Raw genomic sequence first — 12,751 nt, 5'->3', positions numbered from 1 at the left:
TCTTCTTATTGTGCATCGTCTGCTTTCTTAGCAGCAGTTCTGCGCTTTGGAGCAGGCTTTTCCTCTTTCTTCAGCTTAGCCTCAGCCTTTTCCAATTCCTTACGCAACTCTTCAATCTCAATGCCCTGATTTCTAATGGTGGTCAACAACGGGTTCAGTTCCTCATTGTCTACATCCACGGGATAGAGAGAGTTCACACGGCTGATAAAGTCGCCCAAGATATTCATATAATTGGTGAAAGCATCAAACGAGGACTCGTAAATACCGCGATTCAATCCCACACCGCTGTTCTTTGTTGTCATGAAACGGAAGTTGTTGCTGGCTTGCAAGTAATCCCAGTCCTGCTTGATACGGCGGTCCTCACAAAGATGAACACGCTCAGCCACGCTATAGAGCTTATCAAAAGCCTCACGCTGCATCACGTTGCCCAGCAGACAGCTTGTATCGCGCTCCTCGTCCAGCCACGACAACGGATAGGGCACATCCAGTTGAGACACAGATTTCAACTTGGAAATAACTTCGCTCGGCGTAGAGAAAGTAATACCTTTTTCCTTGGCACAAGCAGGCAAAGCCTTGATGAACTCCAGGATATTGGACGACAAGGGCTGCGAGATACCAAGCGCACTCAATTCCATGAAGATGTTGATAACCTGCTCTTCCTGAGGCATGGAATCAATCCAGCCGATATAACGGTCGGCAAAAAGCGGGAATTCATTCCACTCTGAGTTAGAGAAACGCAGGCTGATGTCATCGGACAGCTTGAAGTCACGCAACAGCAACTTCAGGTTGGGATTCATATTGCAGTGGTATACATAGTGCGGACTCTTCCATCCCAACACGTGCTTGGCTCCTTCGGTCAGCATGCCTTTGAAACCCATACTTGCCACTACGGCACCGATTTCGTCAGAATAAATAAGACTGGAGTTGCGGAATACTTTCGGCATCTTTCCAAACATCTCCTTAATCTTGGCAGCCTGGCGCATGACTTCTTCTTTGAAGCAGTCTTCGTTGGCCAATGAAGACAACCCATGAGAGTAAGGTTCAGCCAGGAACTCGCAGCAGCCCGTATCATTCAGCTGGTGCAACAGGTCAATGACAGCAGGCGTGTAAATTTCCATCTGTTCCAAAGCCACGCCCGAAATAGACAGAGCCACCTTGAAAGCACCTTCCGACTTTTTCGCCATCTCGATAAGAGTGCTCAAGGCCGGGATGTACGAACGCTCGGCGACATCGGTCATGCCCGTTTCATTGGCATAGTCGTCGTAATAATAGTGGTCATTACCGATGTCGAAGAAACGGTAACGCTTCAGATGGATAATTTGGTGTATCTCGAAATAAAGACAAATCGTTCTCATTGTTAGATGTAGTTTGAGGGTTTGTTACCTGTTATAATTCTTTAAAACGTTCTCGTAAAGGCCACGAATCTTCAAGGCCACTTTTTCCCACGTAATACCGTCCACTTCCTTCTTGCCCTCTTCCTGCAAGTACTTGAACAAGGCAGGATTGGTACAGATAGAATGAATATAGTCGGCCATAGCATGGATATCCCAGTAATCAGTCTTGATGACATTGGTCAGTATTTCGCCGCAGCCCGATTGCTTGGAGATGATAGACGGCGTGCCGCACTGCATGGCTTCAAGAGGTGCAATGCCAAAAGGCTCTGACACCGAAGGCATAACAAAGACATCGCTGTTCTTGTAGACCTCATACACCTGCTTGCCTTTCATGAAACCGGGGAAATGGAAGCGGTCGGCAATGCCACGCTCGGCAGCCAGATTAATCATGGCATTGAGCATGTCACCCGATCCAGCCATGACGAAACGGATGTTGCGCGCACGTTTCAGCACCATGGCAGCTGCCTCCACAAAGTATTCCGGTCCCTTCTGCATGGTGATACGTCCCAAGAAAGTGACAATCTTTTCTTTATGCTCCGGACGCGGGATATCCTGATACTCCTGCGACAAGGGATAAACGGCATTATGCACAGCGAAAACCTTACGTGGATCTTGGTGATACTCGTTAATGACCGTGCGCCGTGTCAGTTCAGATACACACATGATGCAATCGGCATAATCCATACCGTTTTTCTCAATACCGTAGACGGTCGGATTAACCTTACCGCGCGAACGGTCGAAGTCCGTAGCATGTACATGTATACACAAAGGTTTGCCGCTCACCATCTTGGCATGTACGCCGGCAGGATAAGTCAGCCAGTCGTGGGCATGGATAATATCAAACTGCTGCTGGCGGGCCACTACGCCTGCAATGATAGAAAAGTTATTGATTTCATCATTCAGGTTGGACGGATAGCCACCGGCAAACTCCATACACCCCAAGTCGTTGACGTGCATGTAGGAAAAATCAGCATAGATGTGGTTGCGCAAATCGTAGTAAAGCTCAGGCGTCATACCCGGACCAATGCGCGACTGGAGATAATTGTAATCCATATCGCGCCACACGATAGGCACTTGATTCATGCCAATGATATTCAGGAACTTTTCTTCCTGCCCCGAAGGCTTAGGCATACAGAACGTGGTTTCCACGTCGCCCTGAATGCTCAAACCTTTGGTGATTCCGTACGTAGCGACAGCGAGGCCGCCGTATATTTTGGGAGGAAATTCCCATCCGAACATTAAAACTTTCATTTGCTTCCTCCTATCATTCTGCGTTGTTGTTATACTTGGACAATAATCTCAGTGCGCGCAGTATTTCGGCCACGTTCATAGCGAAAGACACCGCGCCGCGCCCCGTAAAGGGCGGGTTACCGTCGAACAATTCAGGCAGCGTGCCGATGCAATGGCAAGTCATTTCATCTTCCATACCGATAAGAGCACGCTCCAGGAAAGACAGTCCGCTCATTTTGTAGACGCGCAAATAAGCCTCCGCATAGAATCCCAACAGCCACGGCCAGGCAGTACCCTGGTGATAAGCATAGTCGCGCTGTGTCTGCGGTCCCACATAGTTAGGATTGTACCCGCCGCTCTTGGGGCTGAGGGTACGAAGTCCCTTGGGCGTAAGCAATTCCTTCGTCACAATGTCGAGCACCTGTTTCTTCTGAGTCTTATCCAACGGAGAATAATCCAGAGCCACAGCAAAAATCATATTTGGCCGCACGCTCCAATCCATCATGTATCCGTCTACATAGTCGAAGAGATAACCGTATTCGTTGCGGAATACTTCGACGAACGACTTGCCTGTCACCTCAGCCTGTGCCTCCAGGGTATTAGCTCCTACTTCATCGCCGTTCTCGCGAGCCATATCAGCCCCGAAGCGGAGAGCGTTATACCACAAGGCATTGACTTCGACAATATATCCCGTGCGCGGAATGACAGGACGGCCGTTGGCCGTAGAGTTCATCCATGTCACGGCACGGTCGGTGCCATTGGTATAGAGCAGACCGTTGTCGTGAAGGAAGAGATTGTCGTGCTTGCGGCTCAAGAGGTACTTCATGATTTCGCGCATAAGATCGCCATACATCTCCCTGCAACGCTGACGCGAAGTGAATTTGGCATACTGCTGCAAGGTCCATATCGCCCAGAGCAGTACGTCGGGATGCTCCATCTCGTAAATCTTGTAAGTAGAAGGCTCGCCTGCCATAAACTGCCGGAGAGCTTTCGATGCTGTCTTCATGGCATCCTCGAACTCGTCCTGCTCGTCAATGGCCAGTGTAAGTCCCGGCAAGGAAACAAACAAGTCGCGCGCACGGCACTTGAACCAAGGATAGCCAGCCAACACATAGTGCTCATCCCCCTGCTTGTTGTGGAACTGGTGGGCAGAGTTGGTAAGGCAGTGCAGGAAGCTGTCGCGAGGAGTACGGTCGGCCACCTCGGCTTCGAAAGTCTGCTTCAGCCGTCGGGTAGACACCTCGGAAACCCCCGCAGAGAAAACGATGCTTTCGCCCTTCTTGATGTCTACCTCGAAGTAACCGGGCACGTAGAGGTCTTCGTTGAAATCATACCCGCGTTCCTGCTCCTTGGTGTAGACGATGCCCCGGTACCAGTCGGGCTGGAAATGGAACTCATTTTTCTTGTTCAGCTGCATGTAGAGTTCGGGATAGCCGGGATACATGCAAGTCTTGATACCATTCTCCACCAATTGATAATCGCGGCTGGCCTGCGCATTCTCATGAGTATATTCACGCACGCTGCGGAACGCCAGGAAGGGGCGGAAGCGGAGCGTGGTGGCAGAATGTGCGTCGACCAGCGTGTAACGGATGAGGATACGGTTTTCGTGATGGACAAAGATTTTCTCTTTGCGCAGAATGACGCCGCCCACGCGGTAGGTGGTGGCGGGAATGTGCTCGCAGTCAAATTCGCGGATGTACTTGTGCCCGTTGGGGCTGAAGTGCCCGTTGCCATAATAATGCAGGCCCAGATTGAATTCGGCACCGTGTTGAATCACCGTCTCGTCCAACGAAGACAGCAGCACGTGATTCTCATCGTCCAGATTGGGTACGGGAATCACCAGCAAGCCATGATACTTGCGTGTGTTGCAATCCACAATAGACGTACAATGATAAGCGCCCGATTTATTCGTCCGGAGAATTTCCCGCGGCAGCGACTCTTGGAGGTTAGTCATCAGAGTCTTGTCAAATCGTAGATAACTCATGGTTGTACATTTATTTAAAGGTTAATTATTCAGGCATTGAAATGGTTTAACATCTTCCAGACAATGAATGTCCGTATTCTTTCCCTGAAATCATATTGACTGACAGGAAGTTACTTCTTATCTATAACAAGCCTGCTTCTTATGGCTTAGGAGTACGCTTCTTATAGCTTGGCAGCAAGCCCTTGATAGCTTAGAAGTTCGTTTCCCCCACTGCCTGCCGGCGCAGTTTGCCTGCCAGCCCTGTATGGCATCGCGGAAAGTTCAAATCATTCCATTGTGTGCCACCACTCGTGTTGCACGTCCAAAAGTACAAATTTATACCCATACACAAAATAAAAAAGGCGTTTTTTTTTCAATTTTCGGAGTATTTGTCGTAGTATTGCACCGCAAAAACAGAAAAATGCCCGATATGAGACCCGAAATGCAACGGCTGGCCGCTTCGGCAATCATCCCCGCGCTGCTTGTTTTCGCCCTCTATGCGCTGAAAGCACTGGAAACGGGAATGGGTTGGGATTTCACCTCGTGGGGCGTCCGGCCACTGGAATGGCGGGGTGTGGCGGGCATCGTGCTACACCCGCTGGTACATGCCGACTGGGAGCACCTGGCTGCCAACACACTGCCGCTGTTCTTCCTGTCGTGGTGCCTGTTCTACTTCTACCGGGGCATTGCCCCCGCCATTCTGGCTTGCGTATGGACGGGAAGCGGCTTGCTGACGTTTATCATCGCCCGGCCGGCATGGCACGTGGGAGCCAGTGGCCTCATCTATGGGCTGGCTTTCTTTCTGTTTTTCAGCGGACTGCTGCGCAGGCATGTACCGTTGGTGGCGTTATCGCTGCTGGTGACATTCCTCTACGGCAGCCTGGTATGGAACATGTTTCCCGACTTTGCAGAGGCTGGCACGTCGTGGGAGGGGCACCTGGCAGGAGCGGTGACAGGCACGGCATGTGCCTTTGCTTTCAGAAACCGGGGACCGCAACGCCCCCAACCTTTTGCCGACGAGGAAGAGGAGGATGAACAGCTGCCTGCCGGTGAAGAGGAACAGTCAACCGAAGACGAGAACAAAAACCGTGCTCCTTTAGAGCGCTGAAACTTAAATAAAGAAAGTAAAACAGAACAAGAGATGGAAGGATACATATCAGACAGTCTGTATAATACCGGACGCAAACGGAACAGCCTTATCAACCGGCGCATCATCATGCGCGTGCTGGGTGTCTTGCTATGGGTAGAAGTGTGCATGTTGCTGACCTGCGTGGGCGTGGCCTGGCTCTATCAAGAGAGCGACGGATGGGCGTTCTTGCTCTCGGCAGGCATTACCGGCGTGGCGGCCTCTCTGCTGATACTGGCTGGACGGGGAGCTGAACGGCGCATGAGCAAACGCGACGGCTATTGCGTGGCGGCCCTGACGTGGGTGTTGTTCAGTCTCTTCGGCATGCTGCCTTTTCTGTTGAGCCACAGTGTGGCGACACCGGGCGAGGCTTTCTTCGAGACCATGTCGGGCTTCACCACCACGGGAGCCACCATCATGGACGACATCGACACGCAGTCGCACGCCATTCTCTTCTGGCGCAGCCTGACGCACTGGATAGGCGGTCTGGGTATTGTGTTCTTTGCCATCGCCATCCTGCCAGCCTTTAGCGACGGCAGCAACCTGCAGCTGTTTTCGGCCGAAGCAGTGGGCGTGACACACGACAAGATTCATCCCAAGGTAAGCACCATGGCACGCTGGCTCTGGACCATCTACCTGATTCTGACCGTCAGCGAAACCATCCTGCTGCGGCTGGGCGGCATGGGGTGGTTCGACTCCGTATGCCACACCTTCGCTACCGTAGCCACAGGCGGCTTCAGCACCAAGCAAGCCAGCGTGGCTTATTGGAACTCGCCCTACATCGAATACGTCATCGCCATTTTCATGATACTGGCAGGCATCAACTTCTCGCTTTATTTCTCGTGCCTGAAAGGCAAATTCGGGAAGATATGGCGCGACGAGGAGACACGCTGGTTCTTGGGTTCCATCTTGAGCGTGACACTCATTATCGCCATCGCTCTGGTATGGAAAAACGGTTACGCTCCGGAGGAAGCCTTCCGGAAAGCCCTCTTCCAGGTAGTGACCCTGCACACATCTACCGGTTTTGCCACCGACGACTATATGCTGTGGCCCCCCTTCACCTGGCTGCTGCTGGTCTACGCCATGCTGGCAGGTGGATGTACCGGCTCTACCAGCGGCGGCATCAAGAACCTGCGCCTGCTCATCATGACGAAAGGCATCCGCAACCACTTCCGCAAGTTGCTGCATCCCAACGCTGTGATGCAGATACGCGTCAACCGGCAGGCTGTGCCCTCCAACGTCGTGCTCACCGTGGCCATCTTCATCTGCCTCTACTTGGCGTGCGTGTTCGTAAGCTGGATATTGTTCATGCTGATGGGAGTGAACTTTACAGAAGCTTTCGGAGTCTGCGTTTCCAGCATGGGCAATGCAGGTCTGGCCCTGGGCATGTTCGGCCCGGCCTATTCGTGGAGCGCCCTGCCCGAACTGGGCAAATGGCTCAGCTCGTTCCTCATGCTGCTGGGACGTCTGGAAATGTTTGCTGTCATGCTGATGTTCTATTCGGCATTCTGGAAAAACAGATAACACCCATTACTTAAGAAATAATAAAAAACATCTGGAAGGAAGAGCCGACATTCCGATAATAATTATTTTTGCGCGAATTTTTAAGACGTACAGACGAATATGGACAGCATGTTTGACACTTTGCTACAACTTCCCCTCTTTCAGGGATTGGCGCAGGAAGACTTTACCAACATCTTGGCAAAAGTCAAACTGCACTTTACCAAGCATAAAAAAGGAGAAATTCTTGTACAAGCAGGCACTCCGTGCACCCGCCTTATCTTCATCCTGAAAGGCAGAATCAGTGCCACCACACCTGCCACGGACGGCTCGTTCCTCTTCACCGAACAATACGAAGCGCCCTACCTGCTGGAGCCCTACTCCATGTTTGGCATGAACACCGACTACGTCGCCACTTATACGGCATTGGACGAAGTCCATAGCATCAACATCAGCAAATCATTCGTCATGAACGAACTGGCGCAATACGAGATATTCCGCTTGAACTACATCAACATCATCAGTAACCGGGCACAAACCTTGCAACGCCGCCTGTGGTGTACCAACGAAGGCGACTTGCAGAACCGCATCGTGCATTTTATCAGCAACCTCGCCGAACGTCCTTCGGGCAAGAAATCGCTGAAGATAAAGATGGAAGAACTGGCACGTATCGTCAATGACACGCGCCTGAACGTCTCGAAAGTGCTGAACGCCCTGCAAGACAAAGACCTGGTGGAACTGCATCGGGGCGAAATCGTAGTTCACCGCCTTGAAAACCTCCTTGGATAAAAGAGCTGCCACAAACTATATTATTATATTATGAACGAGAAAGCCAAAGGCTATATACTGGCTGTCATTGCTGCGGCCACGTATGGCATGAATCCCTTGTTTGCCCTGCCGCTCTATGCAGACGGCATGAACCCCGACTCCGTGCTGTTCTTCCGCTACCTGTTTGCTATTCCCCTGGTAGGTGCCATGATTAAAGGACGGGGACGCGACTTCAAGATACACCGTACCGACATCCTCCCCCTCGTAGTGCTGGGCGTGCTGATGGCCGCCTCGTCGCTGACCTTGTTTGAGGCTTATAACTACATGGATGCAGGCATTGCTTCCACCATCCTCTTCATCTACCCCATCTTAGTGGCACTCATCATGGCAGCAGTCTACAAAGAAAAAGTAACCATGCAGACTGCCTTGTGCATCCTGCTGGCATTGAGCGGCATTGCCATGCTATACCAAGGAGGAGACGGCGCCACCCTGAGCCTGACAGGCACTCTGCTTGTGTTCGCCTCAGCTCTGTCTTACGCCATTTACATCGTAGGTGTCAACCGCCCGTCGCTGAAAGAAATGGCCACACTGAAAGTCACGTTCTACGTACTTCTGTTTGGTGTATCGCTCTTCGTAGTACGGTTATGGATGAGCCACGACCTTACCTTGCCTACCCGCTGGTGGCTCTGGGGTAACCTGGTGGCCCTGGCTGTCTTTCCCACCGCTATTTCCTTCCTCTGCACCACCAGTGCTATCCAACGTATCGGCTCCACCCCGACGGCTATCCTGGGCGCGCTGGAACCGGTGACTGCCATCTTCTTCGGCATCACAGTCTTCGGCGAACGGCTGACGGCACGCGACTGCATGGGCATCACTCTGATTCTGGTAGCTGTCACGGTGGTTGTGGCAGGAGGCAATATCACACACCAACTGGTACGGTTCCGCAAAATGTTCCCGCGCCTGCCGCTGAAAAGGAAATAAGCACCGCGCTCCTATGTGTTCTATAAAGAAAGATTGCCGCATCTTTTGCATCAGACCGTTTAACTGTATATAAATCATCAACACGCATGGTAAAACAAATCTTCATGCTGGGCGTATGCCTGGCCTTGCTGAGCGGAGCCTGCTCTCCGAAAGAAGAACGAAAGCCCATCTGTTCGGGCGAGATTTGGGCGGACAACCAAGGAGTGCATGTCAATGCACACGGCGGCTGCATCCTGCTGCACGACGGGACTTATTACTGGTATGGCGAGAATAAGTCGGATACAACAAGTAGCGCCATGGTAGGCATCATGTGTTATTCGTCGAAGAACCTGACAGACTGGACGAACGAAGGGGTCGCCCTGCCGGTGGAACAGACGGATTCCACAAGCGACATCATCCAGGGGTGCATCATGGAGCGCCCAAAGGTGATTTACAACGAACGGACGAAGAAATTCGTCATGTGGTTCCACTTAGAGCTGAAAGGACAAGGGTATGGGGCTGCCCGCTCGGCTGTGGCCGAAAGCGACACCCCCACAGGACCGTTCCGCTATATCGGTTCGGGACGCATCAATGCCGGTAAGCTTCCGTTTGACATGACCCCGGAAGAGCGGGCCGTGCTGGACACGCTGAATCCCGAACACTATAAAGAATGGAACACACCGGCATGGCAGGAAGCCGTGGTGAAAGGTCTGTTCCTGAAGCGTGACCTGGAAGGCGGACAAATGGCACGCGACATGCAGCTCTTTGTGGATGACGATGGTAAGGCATACCACATCTATGCTTCCGAAGAAAATCTGACCCTGCAAATCGCCGAACTGAGCGATGACTATCTGAGCCATTCCGGCAAATTTGTACGGGTAGCTCCATCGGGACAGAACGAAGCGCCGGCCATCTTCAAGAAAGCCGACGGAACATACTGGATGATAACCTCCGGCTGCACAGGCTGGGCCCCAAACAAAGCCCGTATGTTCTCTGCCCCTTCCATCTGGGGACCGTGGACACAGCATCCTAATCCGTGCGTAGGACCGAATGCCGACCTTACTTTTGGCGGGCAAAGCACTTTCGTCCTGCCGATACCGGGAAAGCAGGACGCTTTCCTGTTCATGGCCGACATCTGGCGACCGGAACACCCGAGCGATGCCCGTTACATCTGGCTGCCTATCAAGTTCAAGACAGACGGAACGCCATTTATCGAATGGATAGACAACTGGACGCTGGATTTCTTTGACCAGACGGATGCCAGCAAGCATTGAACCGACCTGCATAGACCCGCGGCACAGAAATCAAGTAGCCTCAATCCTTTACGGACTGAGGCTACTGAAACGGGTATAAAATCTTAGCAGGCTCTTACTCCCACTCAATCGTCGAAGGCGGTTTGGACGAGATGTCATACGCCACGCGGTTCACGCCTTTCACCTTATTTATAATATCGTTGGACACCTGCGCCAGGAAATCGTAAGGCAGACGGGCCCAGTCGGCTGTCATGGCATCGGTCGAAGTCACGGCACGCAGGGCCACGGCACGCTCGTAGGTGCGTTCATCGCCCATTACGCCCACCGAGCGCACAGGCAGCAGAACGACGCCGGCTTGCCAGACCTGGTGGTAGAGACTCGTCTCATTGCCGTCGGCATCCTTCACCTTCCAGTCGCGCAGGCCGCGGATGAAGATGTCGTCGGCGTCCTGCAGGATGCGCACTTTCTCGCGGGTGATGTCACCCAAGATACGCACGGCCAGACCGGGACCGGGGAAGGGATGACGACCGATGAGATGTTCGGGAATGCCCAACTCGCGACCCACGCGGCGCACTTCGTCTTTGAAGAGCCACTTCAGCGGTTCGCACAGTTTGAGGTTCATCTCCTTGGGCAAGCCGCCCACGTTGTGGTGGCTCTTGATAACCTTGCCCGTGATGTTCAGACTCTCGATACGGTCGGGATAGATAGTGCCCTGCGCCAGCCAGCGGGCATCGGTAATCTTGCGTGCCTCGGCGTTGAACACTTCCACGAAGTCGCGGCCGATGATTTTACGCTTCTGTTCGGGGTCACTCACCCCCTCTAAGTCTTTAAAGAACTTCTCCGACGCATCCACACCGATGACGTTCAGCCCCAGGCACTCGTAGTCGTGCATCACATCGTGGAACTCGTTCTTGCGCAGCAGACCGTGGTCTACAAAGATACAAGTCAAGTTCTGCCCGATGGCACGGTGCAGCAGCACAGCAGCCACCGACGAATCGACGCCCCCGCTCAGTCCGAGGATGACGCGGTCGTTTCCAATCTGTTCTTTCAGTTCGGCCACGGTAGTGTCGACAAACGAAGCCGAACTCCACGTCTGGTGACAACCGCAGACGCCTACTACAAAGTTCTTGAGCATCAGCGTGCCGTCTTCGCTGTGATAAACTTCCGGATGGAACTGCACGCCCCACACCTGCTCGCCCTCTATCTGATAGGCAGCCACAGCCACTTCGTCTGTCGAAGCAATGATGCGGAAGCCGTCGGGGATGGCAGTGATGGTGTCGCCGTGGCTCATCCACACCTGCGAGTTGTCGCGCACGTCCCGCAACAGCGCATTGTCGTGGTCGAAACGTCCCAAGCGGGCACGTCCGTACTCCCGGCTACCGGCAGGCTCCACCTTGCCGCCGCTGGTGTAGGCGATATACTGCGCGCCGTAGCAAATGCCCAATACAGGATACTTGCCGCGGATACCCGCCAGATCCACCTTGAAGGCTTCCTGGTCGTACACCGAGAAGGGGCTGCCGGACAAGATAACGCCCTTCACGCTCTCGTCGCCGTACGGAAACTTGTTGTAAGGCACGATTTCGCAATAGACATTCAGTTCGCGGATGCGGCGGCCGATAAGCTGCGTGGTCTGCGAGCCGAAATCAAGAATGATAATCTTTTCCTCCATATAAATCGTTTGGTGAATGATGGTTAATCCAAATGAAAGTGCAAATGTAAGAAAAAGCAAGGACATATCGGTCATTGTAAGCCGAAAATAATGTACCTTTTCCCCATAGTCCGGCCTCCGGCAGACCTGCTGTGTCGCCCTTCTTTTTCATGTGCCCCCTTCCAAGGTATAAGAAGCCTGGCTCCAAGGCATAACCACCGTCCTCCCAAGCTACTGGCAGGACGGCTGTTATATATATGAAGTAACGCACTGCCAATCAGTACCGTTCCAAGAGCGGTACAGACCAGTCATCAACACAGTCCGGCAAGCTCCGACACTTCACTTTTTATCTTTCACCTCGCGCAACAAGTCACGGATTTCCGTCAGCAGAACCTCTTCTTTCGAAGGTGCAGGAGGTGCGGCGGGCTTGGTTTTCTTGCGGTTGAGCCGCGAAAGCAGACGGACAAACAGAAAGACGGAGAAGGCTATGATGAGAAAGTCGAATGTCACCTGCAGAAAATTGCCATAATTCAGCGTCACTGCCGCAGCCACCTCCTCGCCGTCGCGCATCACAGCAGGCTTGAGCACCCACTTCAGGTCGGTGAAGTTCACCCCGCCCACCAGCAACCCGATGGGTGGCATGATGACATCTGCCACCACCGACGACACAATCTTGCCGAACGCGCCGCCGATAATCACGCCCACGGCCATATCCACCACATTGCCTTTCATGGCAAACGACTTAAAATCTTGCAAAAAAGTAGTTTTTCCCATTACTGATAAATATAAGTAAACCCGTTGGTGGAATTAAAGGCATAAAACTTTTATGAAGAAAAAGTTGCGCATATTATTGGTATTTAGTAAATTAGAGGTGTCTAAACATCTGATTTACATACACCGTATGCACAA

10 protein-coding genes are annotated in these 12,751 nt (G+C 52.5%); 5 read left to right on the top strand and 5 right to left on the bottom strand.

Features of this window, described 5'->3' with window-relative positions:
- Positions 1-5: 5 nt before the first annotated feature.
- The 3 genes from B5F34_RS07840 to B5F34_RS07830 are packed head-to-tail and all read right to left on the bottom strand — an operon-like array spanning position 6 to position 4,608.
- Positions 6-1,355 carry a glycoside hydrolase family 57 protein gene (locus B5F34_RS07840; protein WP_087336980.1) on the bottom strand — a complete coding sequence of 450 codons (1,350 nt, stop codon included), beginning with the start codon at positions 1,353-1,355 and terminating at the stop codon, positions 6-8.
- A 24-nt stretch (positions 1,356-1,379) separates the two neighbouring features.
- A complete protein-coding gene (locus tag B5F34_RS07835) occupies positions 1,380-2,645 on the bottom strand; it encodes a glycosyltransferase family 4 protein (protein ID WP_087336976.1) in 1,266 nt (421 codons plus the stop codon).
- 13 nt (positions 2,646-2,658) lie between these two features.
- Positions 2,659-4,608 carry a glycogen debranching enzyme N-terminal domain-containing protein gene (locus B5F34_RS07830; RefSeq protein ID WP_087336973.1) on the bottom strand — a complete coding sequence of 650 codons (1,950 nt, stop codon included), beginning with the start codon at positions 4,606-4,608 and terminating at the stop codon, positions 2,659-2,661.
- Between the two features lie 409 nt (positions 4,609-5,017).
- Between B5F34_RS07830 and B5F34_RS07825 the strand changes: the two genes are divergently transcribed.
- The 5 genes from B5F34_RS07825 (at position 5,018) to B5F34_RS07805 (ending at position 10,215) form a co-directional block, all read left to right on the top strand.
- Complete coding sequence (locus tag B5F34_RS07825) at positions 5,018-5,695, top strand: rhomboid family intramembrane serine protease (RefSeq protein ID WP_087336970.1); 678 nt, start codon at positions 5,018-5,020, stop codon at positions 5,693-5,695.
- A gap of 33 nt (positions 5,696-5,728) precedes the next feature.
- A complete protein-coding gene (locus tag B5F34_RS07820; RefSeq protein WP_087336967.1) occupies positions 5,729-7,237 on the top strand; it encodes a TrkH family potassium uptake protein in 1,509 nt (502 codons plus the stop codon).
- A 99-nt stretch (positions 7,238-7,336) separates the two neighbouring features.
- Complete coding sequence (locus B5F34_RS07815; RefSeq protein WP_087336965.1) at positions 7,337-8,002, top strand: Crp/Fnr family transcriptional regulator; 666 nt, start codon at positions 7,337-7,339, stop codon at positions 8,000-8,002.
- Between the two features lie 30 nt (positions 8,003-8,032).
- Positions 8,033-8,962, top strand: a complete 930-nt coding sequence (locus B5F34_RS07810) for a DMT family transporter (protein WP_087336962.1) — start codon at positions 8,033-8,035, stop codon at positions 8,960-8,962.
- Between the two features lie 104 nt (positions 8,963-9,066).
- Entirely contained in the window at positions 9,067-10,215 is a 1,149-nt protein-coding gene (locus B5F34_RS07805) for a glycoside hydrolase family 43 protein (RefSeq protein ID WP_239448881.1), read from the top strand.
- Between the two features lie 94 nt (positions 10,216-10,309).
- Here B5F34_RS07805 and guaA read toward each other — a convergent pair whose 3' ends face one another.
- Both guaA and mscL read right to left on the bottom strand, forming a co-directional pair.
- Positions 10,310-11,863, bottom strand: a complete 1,554-nt coding sequence (gene guaA, locus B5F34_RS07800) for a glutamine-hydrolyzing GMP synthase (protein WP_087337262.1) — start codon at positions 11,861-11,863, stop codon at positions 10,310-10,312.
- 318 nt (positions 11,864-12,181) lie between these two features.
- On the bottom strand, positions 12,182-12,616 hold the full coding sequence (gene mscL, locus B5F34_RS07795) for a large-conductance mechanosensitive channel protein MscL (RefSeq protein ID WP_087336956.1): 435 nt from the start codon (positions 12,614-12,616) through the stop codon (positions 12,182-12,184).
- Positions 12,617-12,751: the final 135 nt, after the last annotated feature.

Source organism: Mediterranea sp. An20, assembly GCF_002160055.1.
Classification (GTDB): Bacteria; Bacteroidota; Bacteroidia; order Bacteroidales; family Bacteroidaceae; genus Bacteroides; species Bacteroides avicola.
Note: the sequence above shows the minus strand (reverse complement) of the source record. Positions and strands in the feature narration are given on the sequence as shown.